At 30.7% G+C, this 22,254-nt stretch carries 19 protein-coding genes; 13 read left to right on the top strand and 6 right to left on the bottom strand.

The annotated features are described in order from the left end of the window. Nucleotides 1-90: 90 nt before the first annotated feature. On the top strand, nt 91-1,335 hold the full coding sequence (locus CHB67_RS07600) for an aminotransferase class I/II-fold pyridoxal phosphate-dependent enzyme (RefSeq protein ID WP_089381167.1): 1,245 nt from the start codon (nt 91-93) through the stop codon (nt 1,333-1,335). 67 nt (nt 1,336-1,402) lie between these two features. On the opposite strand, the gene CHB67_RS07595 is transcribed toward CHB67_RS07600, so the two are convergent. Beyond that, complete coding sequence (locus tag CHB67_RS07595) at nt 1,403-2,092, bottom strand: Crp/Fnr family transcriptional regulator (protein ID WP_089381166.1); 690 nt, start codon at nt 2,090-2,092, stop codon at nt 1,403-1,405. Between the two features lie 114 nt (nt 2,093-2,206). Between CHB67_RS07595 and CHB67_RS07590 the strand changes: the two genes are divergently transcribed. The 10 genes from CHB67_RS07590 to ppk2 (CHB67_RS07545) all read left to right on the top strand — a co-directional run bounded on the left by CHB67_RS07590 (nt 2,207) and on the right by ppk2 (CHB67_RS07545) (nt 12,363). Continuing rightward, on the top strand, nt 2,207-4,576 hold the full coding sequence (locus CHB67_RS07590) for a heavy metal translocating P-type ATPase (protein ID WP_089381165.1): 2,370 nt from the start codon (nt 2,207-2,209) through the stop codon (nt 4,574-4,576). Nucleotides 4,577-4,693: 117 nt separating this feature from the next. Then, nucleotides 4,694-4,876: a cbb3-type cytochrome oxidase assembly protein CcoS gene (gene ccoS / locus CHB67_RS07585; protein ID WP_089381164.1), complete on the top strand. Its 183-nt coding sequence runs from the start codon at nt 4,694-4,696 to the stop codon at nt 4,874-4,876. Nucleotides 4,877-4,897: 21 nt separating this feature from the next. Next, nucleotides 4,898-7,066 carry a cytochrome-c oxidase, cbb3-type subunit I gene (ccoN, locus tag CHB67_RS07580; RefSeq protein WP_089381163.1) on the top strand — a complete coding sequence of 723 codons (2,169 nt, stop codon included), beginning with the start codon at nt 4,898-4,900 and terminating at the stop codon, nt 7,064-7,066. Between the two features lie 7 nt (nt 7,067-7,073). Then, nucleotides 7,074-7,271, top strand: coding sequence for a CcoQ/FixQ family Cbb3-type cytochrome c oxidase assembly chaperone (locus CHB67_RS07575; RefSeq protein ID WP_089381162.1), 198 nt, complete (start codon nt 7,074-7,076; stop codon nt 7,269-7,271). Next, nucleotides 7,264-7,911, top strand: a complete 648-nt coding sequence (locus tag CHB67_RS07570) for a cbb3-type cytochrome c oxidase N-terminal domain-containing protein (protein WP_089381161.1) — start codon at nt 7,264-7,266, stop codon at nt 7,909-7,911. Before CHB67_RS07575 ends, CHB67_RS07570 begins: the two co-directional genes overlap by 8 nt. A gap of 174 nt (nt 7,912-8,085) precedes the next feature. Beyond that, nucleotides 8,086-9,501: a cytochrome c oxidase accessory protein CcoG gene (ccoG, locus tag CHB67_RS07565; protein ID WP_089381160.1), complete on the top strand. Its 1,416-nt coding sequence runs from the start codon at nt 8,086-8,088 to the stop codon at nt 9,499-9,501. Between the two features lie 39 nt (nt 9,502-9,540). Further along, nucleotides 9,541-9,993, top strand: coding sequence for a FixH family protein (locus tag CHB67_RS07560; RefSeq protein ID WP_089381159.1), 453 nt, complete (start codon nt 9,541-9,543; stop codon nt 9,991-9,993). 1 nt (nt 9,994) lies between these two features. Then, entirely contained in the window at nt 9,995-10,717 is a 723-nt protein-coding gene (locus CHB67_RS07555) for a sulfite exporter TauE/SafE family protein (protein WP_089381158.1), read from the top strand. Then, complete coding sequence (gene ppk2, locus CHB67_RS07550; RefSeq protein ID WP_089381157.1) at nt 10,718-11,575, top strand: polyphosphate kinase 2; 858 nt, start codon at nt 10,718-10,720, stop codon at nt 11,573-11,575. It begins immediately after the preceding gene. Nucleotides 11,576-11,577: 2 nt separating this feature from the next. After that, a complete protein-coding gene (ppk2, locus tag CHB67_RS07545) occupies nt 11,578-12,363 on the top strand; it encodes a polyphosphate kinase 2 (RefSeq protein WP_089381156.1) in 786 nt (261 codons plus the stop codon). A 51-nt stretch (nt 12,364-12,414) separates the two neighbouring features. Here ppk2 (CHB67_RS07545) and secA read toward each other — a convergent pair whose 3' ends face one another. From secA to CHB67_RS07525, 4 genes are all read right to left on the bottom strand, one after another. Continuing rightward, on the bottom strand, nt 12,415-15,753 hold the full coding sequence (gene secA, locus CHB67_RS07540) for a preprotein translocase subunit SecA (protein ID WP_089381155.1): 3,339 nt from the start codon (nt 15,751-15,753) through the stop codon (nt 12,415-12,417). Between the two features lie 167 nt (nt 15,754-15,920). Next, nucleotides 15,921-16,142 (bottom strand): DUF2795 domain-containing protein, encoded by a 222-nt coding sequence (locus CHB67_RS07535; protein ID WP_089381154.1) that lies wholly within the window; start codon nt 16,140-16,142, stop codon nt 15,921-15,923. Nucleotides 16,143-16,230: 88 nt separating this feature from the next. Beyond that, entirely contained in the window at nt 16,231-16,806 is a 576-nt protein-coding gene (locus tag CHB67_RS07530; protein ID WP_089381153.1) for a cob(I)yrinic acid a,c-diamide adenosyltransferase, read from the bottom strand. Nucleotides 16,807-16,863: 57 nt separating this feature from the next. Then, nucleotides 16,864-17,640: an O-methyltransferase gene (locus CHB67_RS07525; RefSeq protein ID WP_089381152.1), complete on the bottom strand. Its 777-nt coding sequence runs from the start codon at nt 17,638-17,640 to the stop codon at nt 16,864-16,866. 86 nt (nt 17,641-17,726) lie between these two features. Between CHB67_RS07525 and CHB67_RS07520 the strand changes: the two genes are divergently transcribed. After that, the gene (locus CHB67_RS07520; protein ID WP_089381151.1) at nt 17,727-18,503 is read left to right on the top strand and encodes a polysaccharide biosynthesis/export family protein; all 777 of its coding nucleotides are present in this window, start codon (nt 17,727-17,729) and stop codon (nt 18,501-18,503) included. A gap of 6 nt (nt 18,504-18,509) precedes the next feature. Beyond that, a complete protein-coding gene (locus tag CHB67_RS07515) occupies nt 18,510-20,957 on the top strand; it encodes an exopolysaccharide transport family protein (RefSeq protein ID WP_089381150.1) in 2,448 nt (815 codons plus the stop codon). Here CHB67_RS07515 and hutI read toward each other — a convergent pair. Further along, a complete protein-coding gene (gene hutI, locus CHB67_RS07510; protein WP_089381149.1) occupies nt 20,954-22,189 on the bottom strand; it encodes an imidazolonepropionase in 1,236 nt (411 codons plus the stop codon). The genes CHB67_RS07515 and hutI overlap by 4 nt on opposite strands. Between the last annotated feature and the right edge of the window lie 65 nt (nt 22,190-22,254).

Below are 22,254 nucleotides of genomic sequence, written 5' to 3'. Positions count from 1 at the left end.
TATAACGTTTGTTAGCCGAAAAAAAATCACGTAATTTGCATGCTCTTAAGTATGGTTATTATATTATGCTTATGTTAAATATTTATATAAATGAAAGATTTATTTGAAAGAATAGTAAAAGATAAAGGTCCATTAGGTAAATGGGCTAAACAAGCTGAAGGATATTACGTATTTCCTAAACTAGAAGGAGATATATCTAACAGAATGATATTTAATGGTAAAAAAGTTATCACCTGGAGTATTAACGATTATTTAGGTTTAGCAAATCATCCAGAAGTAAGAAAGGCTGATGCTGAAGCTGCTGCTGAATATGGTATGGCCTATCCAATGGGTGCAAGAATGATGTCTGGTCATACAAAGTTTCATGAGCAGTTAGAACAGGAATGTGCGGAGTTTGTAGATAAGGAATCTGCTTATTTAGTGAATTTTGGCTACCAAGGAATGGTTTCAGCTATTGATGCTTTAGTTAGTAAAAATGACGTTATAGTATACGACATTGATGCACACGCTTGTATTATTGATGGTGTTAGATTACACCACGGTAAAAGGTTTACTTACCAACACAACGATATTGAAAGCTTAGAAAAAAACTTACAAAGAGCTACAAAAATAGCAGAAGATAACAACGGAGGTATTTTAGTAATCTCTGAAGGTGTTTTTGGAATGCGTGGTGAACAAGGTAAATTAAAAGAAATAGTTGCATTAAAAGAGAAATACAATTTCAGATTTTTAGTTGATGATGCGCACGGTTTTGGAACTTTAGGTGAAGGAGGAAGAGGAGCTGGTTTTGAGCAAGGTGTGCAAGACGGTATTGATGTTTATTTTGCTACGTTTGCAAAATCTATGGCAAGTATTGGAGCTTTTTTCGCAGCAGATAAAGATATTATTCAATACTTACAATACAATATGCGTTCTCAAATGTTTGCGAAATCTTTACCAATGACCTTGGTAAAAGGAGCTCTAAAACGTTTAGATATGTTAAGAACAATGCCTGAGTTAAAAGCAAAACTTTGGGAAAATGTTGATGCACTTCAAAATGGTTTAAAAGAAAATGGTTTTAATATTGGTAAAACAAATACCTGTGTTACACCAGTATTCTTAGAAGGAGATATTCCAGAGGCAATGGCTATGGTAAATGATTTACGTGAGAATTATGGTATTTTCTGTTCAATAGTTGTATATCCTGTAATACCTAAAGGATTAATTATTTTACGATTAATTCCTACGGCAACTCATAATTTAGAAGATGTTAAAATAACAATCGAATCTTTTTCAGCAATTCGTGAGAAATTAGAAAAAGGGATTTATAAGCGTATTGCAGCTTCAATGATGTAATAATTAAAACAAGTATAAAAAAAGCCTTTTAGATTTCTAAAAGGCTTTTTTATGAATAAAAACTAAATTAATAGCCTTCAGAAATATTTTTAAGAGAATTTTTATTTAAGATCTTTATTTTTTTTCCAATTAAATCAATAACACCATCTTTTTTTAAGTTTGAAAGCAGTCTAATGGCAGATTCAGTTGCTGTACCAATAGTATTTGCAATTTCTTCTCTAGTTAAAACAACATCAATACAATCTTCATTATCTAATCCAAAAATAGTTTCTAAATGAAGTAGCGTTTCAGCCAAACGATCTTTTACAGGCTTTTGAGCCATTTGTGAAATAGAAGTATTTGCTTCATTTAATTGATGTGAAATATTTCGCATTAAATCTAATGAGAAGTTATTATTTTCCCTAATAGTATCTAAAATATCACCTTTAGGTATAAAGCAAACATGCATGTCTTCTAAGGCAATAGCATTTAGGCCAACCAATTCTTCACTTAAAATTGAACGATGTCCTAAAATATCTCCTCCTTTTACAAATTTTATAATTTGCTCTTTACCATTCGTATTAAGTTTAGTCAATTTTCCTTTCCCATCTTTAATACAATATAAACCATTTATGGAGTTACCTTCAGTCATTAAATTCTCACCTTTTTTTATAAGAAGTGAAGTTTTGTGATCTGAAAATTTCTCTAATTCATCATGGGTCAATGTTTTAAGTGCATTGAACCTCTTAATGATGCATTGTCTGCACTTTGAAGGCATATTATCTATTTTTGTTTTAGTGGTTGTGATGTTACAAATGTAACAAAATTTATGACATTTATCATAGAAAGAATGGAATAATTGAATAGATTTGTCAATGAAATAGGAATATTAATGGGTAAAACAAGTTGTTATCATTGTGGATTAGATTGTGATAAAAAAGCAATTTTATTTGATGAAAAAAGCTTTTGTTGTAATGGGTGTAAAACAGTTTATGAAATACTGAATACTAGTGAGTTAGGTTGTTATTATGATTTTGAAAAAACTCCAGGTACAATCCCATCTGAAATTCAAGGAAAATATAATTATTTAGAAAACGAAACTATTGTAGAAAAGCTATTAGAATTTAATGATGGTGACACTTCTGTTGTAGAACTTTATATACCTAGTATTCATTGTAGCTCTTGTATTTGGGTACTCGAGAATTTAAGTAAATTAAATAATGGAGTTACTACTTCAATGGTTAATTTTACAAATAAAACATTACGTGTAACATTTAAAAATGCGCGAACTTCTTTAAAAGAAATAGTAGAACTATCTACCTCAATTGGTTACGAACCTTATATTAGTTTAGATGATGCTGATGCTAAAACAAACAAAGTTGATAAAACATTAATTTATCAAGTTGCCATTGCTGCATTTTGTTTTGGTAACATCATGCTATTGTCTTTTCCAGAGTATTTTCAAGTAGATGGTTTTTGGTTAGAAAAATATAAATATCTGTTTAGGTATTTAATGTTTTCTATGTCAATTCCTGTTGTTTTTTATTCAGCAAAAAACTATTTTATATCTGCCTATAAAGGGTTAAAACATCGTATTTTAAACATAGACGTGCCTATTGCAATAGGTATTTCAGTATTATTTATACGAAGCTCAATTGAAATATTTTTAGATATAGGAAGTGGTTTTTTTGATAGTTTAACAGGCTTGGTTTTCTTTCTATTAATAGGGAAGTTTTTTCAACAAAAAACCTATAATTTTTTATCATTTGAACGTGATTATAAATCGTATTTCCCTATTGCTGTAACAAAAATAATAGATGCTTTTGAAGCGAGTATACCCGTAAATGATATTGTAAAAGGTGATCGTTTGCTAATTAGAAACGAAGAATTAATTCCTGTTGATGGAATATTAATAAATGGAAATGCAGCTATTGATTATAGTTTTGTTACAGGAGAATCTGTGCCAGTTTCCAAACAATCTGGAGATAAATTATTTGCAGGAGGTAAGCAAACTGCAGGGGCTATAGAAATGGAAGTTGTAAACACCATGTCTCAAAGTTATTTAACACAGTTGTGGAGTAATGATGTGTTTAGTAAAACAAATGAAATTACCATTAAAAATATAACCGATACGATTAGCAAATATTTTACTATTGCTATTTTAACAATTGCACTATTTGCTGGAATTTATTGGTATGTAACCGATTCTTCTATGGCTTTTAATGTGATTACTGCAGTGTTGATAATTGCTTGTCCTTGTGCTTTAGCATTATCGGCGCCGTTTGCAATAGGAAATATGTTGCGTATTTTTGGGTACAATAAATTTTACTTAAAGAATGCAGAAACAATTGAACATATTTCAAAAGTAGATACCATTATTTTTGACAAAACAGGTACAATTACATCAAGCGATAAAACTCAAATCAACTATGAGGGCGAGAATTTGATTGAAGAAGAATTGAGGTTGGTGAAAACAGTTTTACGAGCTTCAAACCATCCTTTAAGCAGATCTTTATATCGTTTTATTTCCGAAGAACCCTTCGAGGAAAAGCCAACACATTTTGAAGAAATTTTGGGGAAAGGAATACAAGCGGCAGTAAATGATAATTATATAAAATTAGGGTCATCTAGCTTTTTAGAGGTGAATTCAAATACAACAAATGAAACTTCAATTTATATTAAAATAAACAATCAATTAAAAGGTTGTTTTAGGTTCAAAAATAGTTATAGAAGTGGTTTAGATAGTGTTTTTAGTGAACTATCAAGACAATACAAATTGATCATTTTATCGGGGGATAATGATGGTGAAAAAAGTTATTTAGAGAAAATATTGCCTACAAATATTGAATTTTATTTTAATCAAAAACCTGAGGATAAATTACAGTTTATTAAAGAACTTCAAAGTAAAGGCAATAAAGTAATGATGGTTGGAGATGGTTTAAATGATGCTGGAGCTTTGGCTCAAAGTACTATTGGAATTGCCATTTCAGAAGACGTAAATGTTTTTTCACCAGCTTGTGATGCTATTTTAGATGCTAAATTGTTTCATAAATTTCCAGAGTTTTTAATGCTTTCAAAACAAACAATAGGAGTTATAAAAGCAAGTTTTATTGTTTCTTTTTGCTATAATATTATTGGAATGTATTTTGCTTTAACGGGGCAATTAACTCCTGTAGTAGCTGCAATTCTAATGCCGTTAAGTTCCATATCTATAGTTGTTTTTGTTACAATTCTTACGAATTGGATATCAAAAAAGCTTTAATTTAGGAGGGGATTTAAGAATAAAATCAGCTATTTTTTAAAATTGATAATTATCATACTAATTTAAGAAATAAAATTTATATTTGTGTTAACTAACTATAAAAACTCGTAATTAAATATGGAGGTAGTCTACATAACAATAGGCGTAAGTATTATTGTTGCCGTATTTTTTTTCATCGCATTTATTAAATCAGTCAAATCAGGGCAGTATGATGATACATACACGCCATCTGTTCGTATGCTTTTTGATGACGAGTTGGTTACCACAAAAAAAGAGAACAAACAATTAAATAATAATTAACACTTAATTAATCAAACAAGTATGGAAAAAGAACAGTTTTATTATGATAATAAAATCGTAAAAATGTTTCTTTGGGCTACAATTCTATGGGGAGTTGTAGGTATGTTAGTAGGGCTTTTAGTAGCGCTACTTTTTGTTTTCCCAGGATTATTAGAATTTGCAGGAGCTGATAACGCTATTTCATGGTTAAGTTTCGGGCGTTTGCGTCCATTACATACCAATGCCGTTATTTTTGCATTTGTTGGTAATGGAATTTTCCTTGGAATTTATTATTCAACCCAAAGATTGCTTAAAGCAAGAATGTTTAATGACGTTTTAAGTAGAATTCACTTTTGGGGATGGCAAGCAATTATTGTAGCTGCAGCCATAACGTTACCTCTAGGTTTAACTTCATCTAAAGAATATGCAGAATTAGAATGGCCAATAGATTTAGCCGTTGTATTTATTTGGGTAATATTTGGGATTAACCTTATTGGTACTATTTTAAAAAGAAGACAAAGACATATTTATGTTGCAATTTGGTTTTATATTGCAACACTAATAACCATTGCTGTACTTTACATATTTAATAATCTTGAAATGCCAATTACAGCATTTAAAAGTTACTCTATATATTCAGGAGTACAAGATGCTTTGATACAATGGTGGTACGGACATAATGCCGTGGCATTTTTCTTAACAACTCCAGTATTAGGTTTAATGTATTACTTTGTTCCTAAAGTAGCAAACAGACCAGTGTATTCTTATAGACTTTCTATAATTCACTTCTGGACATTAATTTTCTTATACATATGGGCAGGACCGCACCATTTATTATACACAGCATTACCAGAGTGGGCACAAAACTTAGGTACTGTATTTTCTATTATGTTGATTTTCCCATCTTGGGGTGGTATGATTAACGGTTTATTAACGCTTCGTGGAGCGTGGGATAAAGTTCGTGAAAACCCAGTGTTAAAATTCTTTGTAGTTGCAATTACAGGTTATGGTATGGCAACGTTTGAAGGTCCAATGTTATCATTTAAAAACTTAAATGCAATAGGTCATTATACAGATTGGATTGTAGGTCACGTTCATATTGGAGCGTTAGCTTGGAATGGATTTATGATTGCAGGTATTGTTTATTGGTTAGCCGAAAAACTTTGGAAAACACCATTGTACTCTAAAAAGTTAGCCAATACACACTTCTGGTTAGGTACTTTAGGTATTTTATTTTATGCAATTCCGTTGTATGTTGCAGGATTTACACAAGCCTTTTTGTGGAAACAATTCAATCCTGATGGTACATTAGTTTACGGTAACTTCTTAGAAACAGTAACACAAGTAATACCAATGTACGCAATGCGTGCTATTGGAGGTACTTTATATTTAACAGGTTTTGTTTTATTGGCGATTAATATTATTAAAACTGCCAAAGCAGGTTCAACGGTTGAGGATGAATTAGCTGAAGCAGCTCCATTGAAAAAAATTAGTGGAAAACGTATAGCTGGTGAAGGTTTTCATACTTGGTTAGAACGTAAAGTAGTTTTGTTTTCTATTTTGACTACTGTGGCAATTTTGATTGGTGGTTTGGTTGAAATAGTACCGTTATTTTTGGTGAAATCAAATGTTCCAACAATATCAAGTGTAAAGCCTTATACACCTTTAGAATTAGAAGGTAGAGATATTTATATTAGAGAAGGTTGTAATAACTGTCACTCGCAAATGATTCGCCCTTTCCGTTCAGAAGTTGAGCGTTATGGAGAATATTCAAAAGCAGGTGAATTTGTATACGATTTCCCATTTTTGTGGGGATCACGTAGAACAGGACCAGATGTACATAGAGTTGGTGGTAAATACAACGATAACTGGCACTTTAACCATATGATGGATCCACGTTCAACATCTCCAGGTTCAATTATGCCTCGTTATTCTTGGTTAATTAAAAACGATTTAAATGCTTCAAATATTGAAGATAAAATGGGTGGTTTAGTTAATTTAGGAGTGCCTTATTCAGATGAAGATATTGCTGGAGCTAAACAACAATTATTGGCACAAGCTAAAGAAATTGAGAATAACCTAAGACAAGATCCTGAGTTTGTGAAAAATTACGGTTCAAGTAATATTCAAAATAAAGAGATTGTAGCTTTAATTGCCTATTTACAACGTTTAGGTACAGATATTAAAGTAGGAAGAACAGCACTAAAATAATTAAAGGATGTTAAAATTTATCAAACATAATCTAGAAGGTATTGATGGTGTTGAAATGTATCCAATAATTTCATTATTATTGTTTTTTACGGTTTTTATAACAATGATTGTATTTGTTTTTAAATTACCTAAAAGAAGTATTGATGAAATAAGCCAATTACCTTTAGATAACGAAACTAATATTAAAGAAATTAACCATGAGTAAAAGTTCAGAAAATTTATCGGGTTGGAAAAAGTTCATGAAATCCATGACAAAAGCCCACGAGTTAGGGACAGAGGAAGATATATTATTAGACCACGATTATGATGGTATTAGAGAATTAGACAATGTATTGCCGCCTTGGTGGTTGTATGGTTTTTACATTACCATTGCTATAAGTGTATTTTATATTTTTCAAGTATTTTATAATTCAGAAGAATATAGCCAAGAGAAAGAATATAAAGCTGAAGTAGCACAAGGAAAAGCAGAGGTTGATGCTTATAAAGCAGCAAATCCACAATTATTTGATGATTCAAATATTGTTGTTTTAACAGATGCTGAAAGTATTGCAAAAGGAAAAGAATTGTTTACTTCAAAAACTTGTTTTGCTTGTCATTTAGCTGATTTAGGAGGTAGTATTGGACCTAATTTAACTGATAATAAATGGATATTAGGAGGTGATGTTAAATCGATCTTTAATACCTTAACAAATGGAGGAAGACCGGGTAAAGGTATGATTGCTTGGGAATCTACAATTACCAGAGAAGAAAGAATTCAATTGGCTAGTTATATTATTTCAATGCAAGGATCAACTCCTGCAAATCCAAAAGCTCCTGAAGGAGACATTACTTGGCCAGAAGAATAAAAACTAATTGATAACAATAAAATTAGTTTATAATTTTAGTTATATAAAAAGGAAAATGAAGTATCAGTTTTAAAAAACAACTTCCTTTTCCTTTTTTTTGTCACTTAAGTTTCTAATGCAGTCAAATAATCTTGATAAATTTGTGATTATCATTTCAAGAATTTTAAATTAAATATGGATAAAGAAAACAAAGAAGTATTTAGAGATTCTATTGCAACAATAGACGAATCTGGGAAAAGAAATTTTATTTTTCCTAAAAAACCTAAAGGTGATTTATATAAGTATCGTACGTATGTAAGTTGGGTATTGTTGGCTTTTTTGTTGGCTGCTCCTTTTGTGAAAATTAAAGGAAATCAATTTTTATTGTTCAATATAATTGAACGTAAATTTCACATTTTTGGATTTCCTTTTTGGCCGCAAGATTTTCATTTATTAGTGATTTCAATGTTGGTAAGTGTTGTTTTTGTGATATTATTTACCGTAGTTTTCGGACGAATTTTTTGTGGATGGATGTGTCCACAAACCATTTTTATGGAAATGGTATTTAGAAAAGTTGAGTATTTAATTGAAGGTGATAGGTCAAAGCAAATTAAGCTAGAAAAGCAAGAATGGAATGGTGAAAAAATTAGAAAAAGATTCTTAAAATGGTTTTCATTTTTTTTAATATCATTTATCATTTCAAATGTGTTTTTGGCTTATATTATTGGTTCTGATGAGGTCTTAGGTTATATTACTGAAGGCCCTTTAGCAAACATAGGAATGCTTATTAAATTATTAGTTTTTACAGCTGTATTTTATTTTGTATTTGCTTGGTTCAGAGAGCAAGTATGTATTATTGTTTGTCCGTATGGAAGATTACAAGGAGTGTTGTTAGACAATAAATCAATCAATGTTGCGTATGATTTTGTAAGAGGTGAAGGAGAAAATGGAAGGAAAAAACTACGAAAAGATGAAGATAGAGCTACCTTAGGAAATGGAGACTGTATAGATTGTAAACAATGTGTACATGTTTGTCCAACAGGTATTGATATTAGAAACGGAACCCAATTAGAATGCATTAACTGTACCGCTTGTATTGATGCTTGTGATGAAATAATGGACAAAACAGGTTTTGATAGAGGCTTAATACGCTATGCTTCTGAAGATGATATTGAGAAAAAAGCAACATTCAAATTCAACGCACGTTTAATTGCTTATTCGGTTATTTTAACCATTTTAATTGGTGTATTGGTTACAATGTTGTTTTTAAGAACCGATGTTGAAGCTACTATTTTAAGATTGCCAGGGCAAACTTTTCAAAGCACAGAAACCACCATTAAAAATGTATATACGGTTAAGTTTATCAATAAAACAACTGAAGACATAAACAATGTTTCTATCAAGTTAATTTCACACAAAGGTTCTGTTGAAATGGTTGGTGGTAATGTTGATGTTAAAAAGCAAGGTTTAAAGGAAGGAACTTTATTTGTTGAAATTGATAAAAAAGATTTAAATTCGTCAAAAGAAAAATTAAAAATGGGTATTTATTCTAATGATAAGTTGATAGAACAAACTTCTACTAATTTTATGGGACCATTAATTATTAAGTAATAATGATTTTTTTATTACAATCTAAAACTAAAATAACGTATGAAATTTAAAATAAGTTGGCCTACAGGTATTATAATTGCTATTGCCTCATTTGTTATTTTTATTCTGTCATTTGTATATAAAGTAACTTTTTTACCAGAATATGATCACCATTTAGTTTCTGATAATTATTATATGGATGAGTTAAATTATCAGCAAGAAATAGATAAGCAAAATAAAGGTCTTGATTTAAAAGAGAATGTTACCCTGCAAAAAGTAGCTGATGGTTTGCTAGTTTCATTTCCTTCAGAATTTGATTTTTCAAAAATAACAGGAACTATAGATTTTAAAAGATTGTCAAATGATAAAATTGATTTTTCATTGCCAATCAATTTAGTTGCGAATCAGGTTTTAATAAAAGATGATATGTTGGTGGTAGGTAGATGGGATGTGAAGGTTGAATGGAAGGTTGGTGATAACATTTATATGTTAAAAGAAAAAATCAATTACTAGTATGCTTTGGACCGCACTGGTATTAGGACTAGCAGGAAGCTTTCATTGTATTGGTATGTGTGGACCTATTGCTTTTGTATTACCAGTTGATAGATCTACAAAGACTAGATTATTTTACCAGATATTCTTGTATCATTTAGGGAGATTGATAAGCTATTCAATAATTGGTTTATTATTCGGTTTTATTGGTAAAGGATTATATTTAGCCGGTTTTCAGCAGCGTTTATCCATTTTAATGGGGGTAATTATGATTCTTTTAATTGTAATTCCCGCTTCAATTTTTAATAAGTATAATTTTTCTAAGCCTTTGTATAAAATTATAGGGCAAGTCAAAAAAAAACTAGGGTTTTATTTAAATAAAAAGTCCAATAAATCTATATTTTCAATTGGGTTTTTTAATGGTTTTTTACCTTGTGGATTAGTGTACATGGCATTAATTGGTTCAATTTCAACAGGTAATTCTTCTCAAGGAGCCTTTTACATGTTCTTATTCGGATTGGGTACAATTCCTTTAATGACGGCAGCAGTATTAATAGGAAATTTTGTAAATTTATCTATTAGAGCAAAAATTCAGAAAGTAATACCTGTTTTTGTTGTTATTATTGGATTATTGTTTATTTTGCGAGGGCTAGGTTTAGGAATTCCTTATATTTCTCCTTCCGATGCTAAATTGCAAATTTCTAACAACCCAGCTGATTGTGTAACCATTGAAAAGATAGAATAAATGGAAGAGACTCCTAAATTAACGCTTGAAGATTTTCAGAATATAACTTCAAATGAAGAATTATTTGATGCAATTACTTGTAAAAAAATTCCTATTGACAAAGTAAAGAAAAGACTGTTTTATGAGGAAGAGTTAAAAAAACTTCAAATAGAATTAGTAAAACTACAGCAATGGGTAAAGAAAAATAACAAACGAATTGCTATTATTTTTGAAGGACGTGATGCAGCTGGTAAAGGTGGTAACATTCGTCGTTTTACAGAACACTTAAATCCTAGATCTACACGCTTAGTAGCATTAACGAAACCTACAGATGTTGAGCGAGGTCAATGGTATTTTAGACGTTATATTCGAAAATTACCAAACCCAGGCCAAATGGTTTTTTTTGATAGAAGTTGGTATAATAGGGCTGTTGTTGAGCCTGTTATGGGGTTCTGTACGGAAACTCAATATCAAAATTTCATGTTGCAAGTACCCGAGTTTGAACACATGTTATACGAAGACGGTACAACACTTATTAAGCTTTGGTTTTCAATATCAAAAGATGAACAATTACGTAGATTTAATGCACGACTAAAAACACCATTAAAAAGATGGAAATTTAGTCCTGTAGATAAAGAAGGGCAGCGACTTTGGGATCAATACACCCATTACAAAGAGCAAATGTTTAGTAAAACACATACAAGTTATAGTCCGTGGATTATTGTAAGGGCAAATGACAAAAAAGTAGCTAGGTTAGAGTGTATTAGATACGTTCTTTCATTATTTGATTATGATGGTAAAAATGAAGCATTAACTACTTTATTACCTGATCCAAATATTATTATGAGATATTATCGTTCGTCTAAACAAATAGATTAATTATGGAACTGAACTTAACGCAAGAAGATATTGATATTCTGAATTCAAGCAAAGGGTTAAAAGCCTTATTGTCTAAAGAACCTTTTAACATAGAAAAGGCGCTTCGGTATGTTAGATACGAAAAAAAATTAAAGAAATTACAGGTTGAATTGATAAGATTACAATCTTGGGCAATTGATGAAAATGAGCGTATTATTGTTGTTTTTGAAGGTAGAGATGCCGCAGGAAAAGGGGGAGCAATACGTAGAATTACAGAGCGCATGAACCCTCGTCAACTTAGAATTGTAGCCTTAAGCAAACCTTCCGAAGATGAAAAAACACAATGGTACTTTCAACGTTATGTGAGACAGTTTCCAAAAGCAGGTGAAATTGTTTTTTTTGATAGAAGTTGGTACAATAGGGCTGTAGTTGAACCTGTCAACGGCTTTTGTACCATTGAAGAACATGAAATTTTCATGAATCAGGTAAATGATTTTGAGCGTATGATTACGGAGTCTGGGATTAGACTTGTGAAAATCTATATGTCAATTTCCAAAAGAGAGCAAAATAAACGTTTTCATGACATTGTAAATGACCCTCTAAAGCAATGGAAAATGACCGCTGTAGATAAAAAGGCTCAGAAGTATTGGGATGTTTATACCGAGTATAAAAATAAAATGTTTGCCAAAACAAAAGATGGCGTAGTACCTTGGAAAATAATTAAGGCAAATAGAAAAACTTTTGCAAGAGTAAGTGTTATTAACCATGTATTAAGAAGTATTCCTTACGATAAAAATAGAAAAGTATAAAAAAAGGCTTCAATTTAATTGAAGCCTTTTTTGTATTATAAAATAAAGAATTTAATCTTCAGTCAATACCCAATCACCTTTTTGAATTAGAGGAATGGCTTGTTTGTATTTCATAGATTTATTTTCTCCGCTTAGTACATTTTTAATAGTTACTTTTTCGTTCCTACCAATTTTACGTTCTGTTCTAACAATAGTTTCAACAACCTGTTGTTCTTGTGTTTGATTTGTTTGAGTACCTTCTGTAGGACTCTTATAATCAGCTTTGCTTAACTGAACTTTTTCTCTTTTTTGCTCTTTAGCTTGTGAAACTTGATTTGCATCTTGCGAAGGTAATTCCCCCTTAAATAAGAAAGATAATACGTCTTTATTTACACGGTCAAGCATTCCGTTGAACAATTCAAAAGATTCAAATTTATAAATTAATAAAGGATCTTTTTGTTCGTAAGTTGCATTTTGAACAGATTGTTTTAATTCATCCATTTGACGAAGATGGTCTTTCCAAGTATCATCAATAATGGCTAAAGTAATGTTCTTTTCAAAATCAGTTACCAAACCTTTACCTTCAGATTCGTAAGCTTCTTTTAAATTAGTAACAACTTTTAATTCCTTAGTTCCGTCAGTAAATGGTACAACAATACGTTCGTATCTATCGCCTTGATTTTCATAAACATCCTTGATTACAGGAAAAGCTGCTGCAGCACTGCGCTCTAATTTTTCTTTATAATGTTTGTAAACTACATCAAACAATTGATCGGTTAATTCTTGTTCTGAAAGCGATTTAAATTCTTCTTCAGAAAAAGGAGAACTTGTTGAAGAAAAACGAATCAATTCAAATTCAAAATTTTGATAATCGCTAGTTGCTTTATTTTCACGAATCAATAAATTACAAGTATCATATACCATATTTACAATATCAACTTGTAAACGCTCTCCATACAATGCGTGTCTACGACGTTTGTAAACTACCTCACGTTGAGAGTTCATAACATCATCATATTCTAACAATCGTTTACGAACTCCAAAGTTATTTTCTTCAACTTTACGTTGTGCACGTTCAATAGATTTGGTAATCATAGAATGTTGAATTACTTCACCTTCTTCTAAGCCCATTCTATCCATCATTTTGGCTATACGTTCTGAACCAAACAAACGCATTAAATTATCTTCTAAGGAAACATAAAATTGAGAAGATCCTGGATCTCCCTGACGACCAGCACGACCACGTAACTGACGGTCAACACGACGAGAATCATGACGTTCTGTACCAATAATTGCTAAACCACCTGCAGCTTTTACTTCATCAGACAATTTAATATCCGTACCACGACCCGCCATATTGGTTGCAATTGTTACAATGCCTGGTTGCCCAGCTTGTGCAACAATGTCGGCTTCTTTTTTGTGAAGTTTTGCATTTAATACATTGTGATTAATTTTACGGATAGAAAGCATTCTACCTAACAATTCAGAAATTTCAACAGAAGTTGTTCCAACTAAAACTGGACGACCTTGATTTACTAAATTTTCAATTTCATCAATTACAGCGTTGTATTTTTCACGTTTTGTTTTAAATACTAAATCTTCTCTATCTTTTCTTAATAAAGGAACATTTGTAGGGATTTCAATCACATCTAATTTGTAAATATCCCAAAATTCACCTGCTTCAGTAATGGCAGTACCTGTCATACCCGAAAGTTTGCGGTACATTCTAAAGTAGTTTTGTAAAGTTACGGTAGCATAAGTTTGTGTAGCATCTTCAATTTTTACATTTTCTTTAGCTTCAATTGCTTGGTGTAAACCATCTGAATATCTACGACCGTCCATAATACGTCCCGTTTGCTCATCAACAATTTTAATTTTGTCTTCCATAATAACATACTCAATATCCTTTTCAAATAAGGTGTATGCTTTTAGAAGTTGATTCATTGTATGAATACGTTCACTTTTTATGCTGAAGTCTCTATATAATTCATCTTTTTTAGAAACAATTTCATCTTTACTTAAATTCTGACTTTCAATTTTACCAATTTCAGTACTTAAATCAGGTAAAATAAAGAAGCTTTCGTCACCATCATCACCTGATAAAAAAGTAATTCCTTTGTCGGTTAATTCAATAGAATTATTTTTTTCGTCAATTACAAAATATAAGGCCTCATCAATTTTTGGCATCTCACGGTTATTATCTTGCATATAATAATTTTCCGTTTTTTGCAGTAATTGTCTAATTCCTTCCTGACTTAAATATTTAATTAAAGCTTTACTTTTAGGTAAACCTCTAAATACACGTAATAATAAAAATCCACCTTCTTTGGTGTCGCCTTCGCTAATTAATTTTTTAGCTTCAACTAATACACCTGTTAAATAATTACGTTGAGTTGATACTAGTTTATCAACACTAGGTTTTAGTTCGTTAAATTCATGACGACCAGCATTTGCAGTCGCACCAGAAATAATTAACGGAGTACGCGCATCATCAATTAATACAGAATCCACCTCATCAACAATAGCGTAGTTATGTGGGCGTTGTACCAAATCATTTGGAGAATGCGCCATATTATCACGCAAGTAGTCAAATCCAAACTCATTATTTGTACCGTAGGTAATATCGGAATTGTATGCTTTTCTACGAGCATCAGAATTAGGTTGGTGGTGGTCAACACAATCAACACTTAACCCGTGAAATTCAAAAATTGGTGCCATCCAAGCAGCATCACGTTTTGCTAAATAATCATTTACCGTTACTACGTGTACACCTTTACCAGTTAATGCATTTAAATATACAGGAAGAGTTGATACCAATGTTTTACCTTCACCCGTCATCATTTCAGCAATATTACCTTGGTGTAATACAGAACCACCAATAAGCTGAACATCGTAATGAATCATATCCCAAGTAACTTCTTTTCCTTGTGCATCCCAAGTGTTTGACCAAATGGCTTTTTCGTTATCTAGGGTAACATTGTCTTTTTGTGCTGAAAGTTCTCTGTCAAAAGGACTGGCAGTAACAATAATTTCTTTATTTAAAGTGAAACGTTTAGCTGTTTCTTTAACAACAGCAAAAGCTTCAGGCATAATTTCTTTTAAAATAACTTCAGAAGCGGCGTAAACATCATCTTCTAACTGATCAATTTCAGCATAAATTTCTTCTTTACGATCTACATTTGCTTTATGAGCTTCTTCTTTTAAAAGTTCAATTTGCGAATTAAATGTATCTGTAGCATCTTTTATCTTTTGCTTAAAATAAGTTGTTTTGTTTCGTAATTCGTCATTGCTTAAAGCTGCTATTTCACTTTCAAAAGCGTGTGTGTCTGTAACAACAGGTTGTAGTAATTTTAAATCTTTTTTGTATTTGTCTCCTACAAATACTTTTAGAATTGAATTTATGATACTCATAATTTTTTTGGTACTATTTTAAAGAATTACACTTGTGTAAAATGTAATAGAATATGTTAATTTTATAGTAAGCGAATTTAAAATAAATAGTTCAAATTCTATTTGTTTTTTTTGTTTATTAAGCAAAAAAAAAGCCTCTATAGAGACTTTTTATTTTTGTAGTTTGCTTAATATTCATCTTCATTCCAAAGATAATCTTCTTCGGAAGGGTAATCAGGCCAAATTTCAAGAATAGTTTCAAAATTTTCTTCTGCATCTTCAATTTCTTGAAGATTTTCTACAACTTCTAAAGGCGCTCCTGTTCTAATTGCATAATCAATCAACTCATCCTTTGTTGCTGGCCAAGGTGCATCTGCTAAATAAGATGCTAATTCTAAAGTCCAATACATAATTTGTATTATTTAATTTTGTGCAAAAATAATTTTTTTAGTCATAAAAGCAAGTGATTTTTGCTTTTTTTTCAATATTCAAAAGAACTTATTTATTTTTAACAGGAATCCAAGGTATTTCCTGTGATTTAGTATCAAGTGTCAATTTTCGTGCCAATACAAATAGATAGTCAGATAGGCGATTTAAATACATTAATATTTGTGGGTTTACGCTACTTTCATCACTTAACTGTGTGGTAATTCGTTCAGCTCTTCTGCAAATACAACGTGCAATATGACAATATGACACAGTTGTATGGCCGCCTGGTAATATAAAATTTGTCATTGGAGGTAAACTTTCATTCATTAAATCAATTTCTTGTTCTAGTAATGAAATTTTTTCATCGTTTGTTTTTTCAATATTCAAACGTTCTTTACCACTTTTTAGTAATTCTTTTTCTGGAGGAGTAGCAAGCATCGCTCCAAGCGTAAACAACTCAGTTTGTATGTTTAATAAAACATCAGAAGTATGTGTATCGATTTCTTGATCTCTAACCAAACCTATATAAGCGTTCAATTCGTCAATAGTACCGTAAGCTTCAATTCTTGTGTGGTATTTTGGAACTCTTGTACCTCCAAATAAAGAAGTTTTTCCTGTGTCGCCTGTTTTTGTATATATTTTCATAAGTGCAAATTTAATTATTTAATATCAAAAAAAATGAAAAATGAACCATTTCAATTTTCAACATCTTATTGTGAAATTTTGTTTATTTTGTTCTTTTCTAAAAAAAACAATTCCCCAAAAATAGGTGTCAATAGTAACAGTCACTTTCGGGTGTTTTTTTATGAATTCCCAAGCTTCTAACATTTCAGTAGACCAATAAATGTCATCAAAAATAAATACAGAATTATTATGAACAGTGTTTAAACAAGTGTCAAAGTAGTTTAAAGTGGCTTCCTTTTGGTGATTTCCATCGAAATAAATAAAATCAAATTGTTGATTTTTTAAAACCTTCGGAAGTGTAACATTAAAATTACCTACAATTAATTGAATGTTTTTTAAATTATATTGGTTAAATAAATTATCAGCAATTTTAGCGGTATTTTTGCAACCCTCTATACTTGTAACTTGTGCCGAAGGGTTTGCAATACTTAAAGCTGAAGTAGCTAAGCCAACTGATGTGCCAATTTCTAGCATACTTGAAAAATCAAAGAACTCAATAATTCTAATCAGTAATAAGGCTTTTTTATTTGAAATTCCAGCAATTTTAGCAATATCAGCAACCTTTCGTTCGTTGGTTTTAAATACTTTAGAACCCTTTCCAAAATCGGTAATATGAATAACTGTTAAATCGTTGTAAAGGTTTTTTTTAAACTTTTTAAAAGTTGTTATTTTTGAAGCAGCTGTTTTTTTGTAAAAACAATTGGTAACCAAGTCAAATACAAATGGCGAGTGAACTCCATGCTGATTGGTTGATTTCAGTAAAAATGTTAGATATGATTTTATTTTAAACCACATATAAGTTTATATTTACTGCGAAAATAGTTGAAAAATTATTTTAATAAGCGATTTAAAATTATATTTGCTTTGTCCACATTATATTTATGAAGAAATTTTTTTTATACGCATTCGTTTTATGTTTTTTATCTTCCTGTATACCAGCAAAAAAGCTGACATATTTTCAAGGAGAACCAGCTACTAAATCGGAACTTTACAGATTGAATAACGAGCCTTACAGGTTGCAAGTAAATGATATATTGTACATAGATATTAAAGCTGAAAACCCAGAAATTGTTTCATTGTTTAAAAATAGTGCTACAACATCAACTACTCAAGGAGGTGAGGGATTATATTTTACAGGGTATACTATTGATAGGCACGGAAATATAAGAATTCCATATATAGGCGATTTAAATGTACTTGGATATACCGAAAAGGAAGTCCGCCAAAAAATTGAAAGTGAATTGACGAAGTATGTCAAAAAAGTGGAATCGGTTTTTGTAACAGTTAAACTAGCCGGAATAAATTTTGTAATTACAGGTGAAGTTGGTTCTCCAGGAACCATCAATTTGTCTCAAAACGAAGTATCTATTGTTGATGCCATTGCCAATGCAGGTGATGTTAATACTTTTGGGGATCGGGAAAATATTGTTGTAGTTCGAAAAACAATAGATGGTGTTAAAAAATACAAGGTAAACTTATTGGAAATAGAAATTTTTGAATCGGATAATTTTTATATAAAACCAAACGATGTGATTTATGTAGCGCCCTTAAAACAAAAAACTTGGGGATTTGGAGCAACAGGATTCCAAACGTTTACAACACTAGTAACGGTATTTTCGTTTGTAACTACCACCATTTTATTGATTAATACTTTATAGTAGTGTATGGAAAATCAATTTAAATTCATCCAAAACCCGAAAGAACATATTTCAGATATTAAAGACTATATTTTTAGGGTTTTAGCAAATTGGAAATGGTTTGTATTGTCTGTGGTAATAGCTTTAGGAATTGCCTATTACTACAATATTTCAGCGCCAAAATTGTATGGTTTATCTTCAACAATTGCGGTAAAGGAAAAACAAAACCCACTTTTTTCAACAGGAACAAATATTGCATTTAATTGGGGTGGGGTAAGTGATAAGGTAGAATCTATTAGGAAAGCATTGACCTCGCGTTCACATAATGAAAAAGTAATTAAAAGATTGAACTTTTATATTGATTATTTAAAAGAAGGGCAATTTAGAAAAGAAGATGTTTACGGAAAAACACCTTTTAAATTTATTCTACAGCCCAACCAATATCAATTATTAAACACACTTATAAAAATTGATTTTATTGAAGAAAATACTTTTACAATTTCAGTTGATTTTGGTGAAAATACGTCTTATAATTTAATGAATTATAAAGATGAAACAAAAAAAACATTAGCTGTTGAAGAACCAAAAATAACTAAAACTTTTACAGTTGATGAGTATATAAATTTACCATTTTTAAAAGCGCAGGTTTTAAAAACTGACTCTATAAATTCCATAAAAGGGAGTTCTTATTATGTGAAATTAAACGCTATAAATCAGGTTACTAGTAAGTATCAAAATGTAAGAGCAAGTGGTTTGTCTGGAACCTCGTTAATTCAATTATCGTTAACCGGGGCAAATAAAAATCGTATTGTGGATTATTTAAACACCACCATTCAGGTTTTAGCAGAAGATGAATTAGAGCAAAAAACAAATTATGCTCGAAGTACTAAAGCATTTATTGATGCTCAATTTAAAAATACTTCTGATAGTTTAAAATTGATTGAAGCTAATATTGGCAAGTTTAAACAAGAAAATGATATTTATGATTTATCCGCACAAGGCGGGTTAATTTTTTCTAGAACTACAGGTTTAGATGAAATGCAAAAGCAGCTGACAGATAGAATCGTTTATTTTGAAAATTTAGAAAACTACATAGAAACTACATCTAATTACGAGAAGATTCCTGCACCTGCAATTATTAATATTGAAGATGCTTCTATAGCTACTATGATGGGCGAATTAACGCGTTTGTCTATTGAAAAAAATAAATTAGTAACAGAGGTTACAGCCAACCATCCTTCATTAAAATTAAAAAACGATGAAATTGATACTGCACGTGGCGTTTTATTAGAAAATTTATCTTCCTTAAAAAATACAACACTTATAAGTTTAAACAACAGTAAAAAAAGGTTAAATAGTTACAATTACGAGTTAGATAAATTACCAAACAAAGAACAAAAATTATTAAATTTTGAACGTAAGTATTCTTTAACAGAATCAAATTTTGTGTTTTTAATGCAAAAAAGATACGAAGCTGATATTGCAATTGCAGCAAGTGTTTCAGATATTACAGTACTAGATTCAGCAAAAGATACAGGGCAAGGAGCTATTTTGCCAAGAATTCAGTTCAACTATATGATAGCTTTATTATTAGGAATTATATTACCATTATTTGTAATAGTTGCTATTGAAATTTTGGATAGTAAAATTCATACGGTTGAAGAAATTGAACGCATTTCTCCTATTCCAATTTTAGGAGTTGTTGGTAAAAGTACTGCTGAAAATAATTTAGCAGTGTTTCTAAAGCCAAAATCATCAGTTGCAGAATCTATACGTGCGTTACGTTCAAATATTCAGTTTTTATTTCACAGAGAAGCTAAAGATAAGTCGAAAACAATTTTAGTTACCTCATCTATAAGTGGAGAAGGAAAAACATTTGTTTCTATCAATATGGCATCGGTGTTTGCTTTAGGTGGAAAGAAAACGATTCTTGTGGGGTTAGATTTAAGAAAACCAAAAATTGTAGAAGATTTTGAACTTTCGAATGAAACAGGTGTTGTAAATTATTTAATTGGCGAAAAAAATCGCTCAGAGATTATTTATAAGACAAAAATTTCAAATTTAGATGTTATTCCGTCTGGACCTATTCCTCCAAACCCGTCAGAACTATTAATAAGTAATGATATGGATGAATTGATAAACCAACTAAAAGCAGAATATGATTATATTATTTTAGATACACCTCCAATAGGTTTGGTAAGTGACGCTATTGAATTGATAAAATATACAGATGCTACTATTTATGTGGTACGTCAAAATTATTCTGAAAAGGGGATGTTAAAATTAATCAATGAAAAGCATTCAAAAGAAGAAATTACCAATATTAGTATTGTTTTAAATGATTTTAAAGTAAAAACTAAATATGGTTATGGCTACGGTTATGGCTACGGCTACGCTAAATATTCCAATGCTTATCATGAAAATGACAAGCAATCTTGGATTAAGAATATCTTTAAAAAAATAAAGAAAAGTTAAATAGGGTTTCCTTCTAAATAAACAGCTTCAATTTTATGATTTCCAAATGAATAGGGAATAAAACCATAACTAGGGATTTGTTCTGTAATTATAAAGTTAGCTTTTTTACCTTTACAAATACTACCGTGTGTTTTTTCTAAATTCATTGCATAAGCACCATTTATGGTTGCAGCGTTTATGGCTTCTTCGGGAGTCATTTTCATTTTAATGCATGCAGTAGAAATTACAAAATTCATATTTCCAGAAGGTGTAGAACCTGGATTATAGTCCGAGGCAAGTGCTAATGGTAGTCCGGCGTCTATCATTTTTCGAGCAGGAGTGTATGGAATTCCTAAAAAATAAGAACAAGAAGGTAAGGCAACGGGCATTGTTTGCGAATCTTTTAAGCTTTCAATGTCTTCGGTTCTCATTTCTTCTAAATGATCTACAGAAAGTGCTTTAAATTTTACACCAGCTTGTACACCGCCAATAGCATGAAATTGATTCACATGAATTTTAGGAATCAATCCATATTTTTCACCTGCTTTTAGTAAACGCTCGGCATCTTCAACAGTAAAATAGCCTTTTTCACAAAAAACATCAATAAAATCAGCTAAATTTTCTTTGGCAACTGAAGGAAGTATTTCATTTATAACTAGATCTAAATAGCCTTTTTTATTGTTTTTATAATCAACGGGTACTGCATGTGCACCCAAGTAAGTAGCTTTAATAGCAATAGGGTAATTTTTATTTAATTTTTTTATCACTCGTAGCATTTTTAGTTCAGCTTCTTTGGTTAAACCATAGCCAGATTTAATTTCAACAGCTCCTGTACCTAATTTCATGATTTCTTCCAAACGCTTGGAAGATTGCTGGTACAATTCCTCTTCAGAAATTAGCTGTAATTGATGTGCTGAATTTAAAATTCCACCACCTTTTTGTGCTATTTCTTCATAAGATAAACCATTAATTCTGTCAATAAATTCTTGTTCTCTATTTCCCGCATAAACTATATGAGTGTGGCTATCACACCAAGTTGGTAATATCATTTTGCCTTCAAGGTTCATAGATTTATCGACTTTAATAGTTGGTAAATCCTTCATTTTACCGAATTTTTTTATGGTATTATTTTCAATTAAAAGAAAAGCATTTTTAATGGTCGGAAGCAGTTTCATTTCAGCTCCAGAAACCATTTTATTTGGATATTCTTCAACTTGAATAAGTTCTTTTATATGAGTAAATAAGGTTGTCATAGATAAATAGATTGGTAAATCAAAGGTACTTATATTTTATAAATCTTAATTTAATGCGAAATTAT

This window comes from Lutibacter agarilyticus, from assembly GCF_900188235.1.
GTDB lineage: Bacteria > Bacteroidota > Bacteroidia > Flavobacteriales > Flavobacteriaceae > Lutibacter > Lutibacter agarilyticus.
Note: the sequence above shows the minus strand (reverse complement) of the source record. Positions and strands in the feature narration are given on the sequence as shown.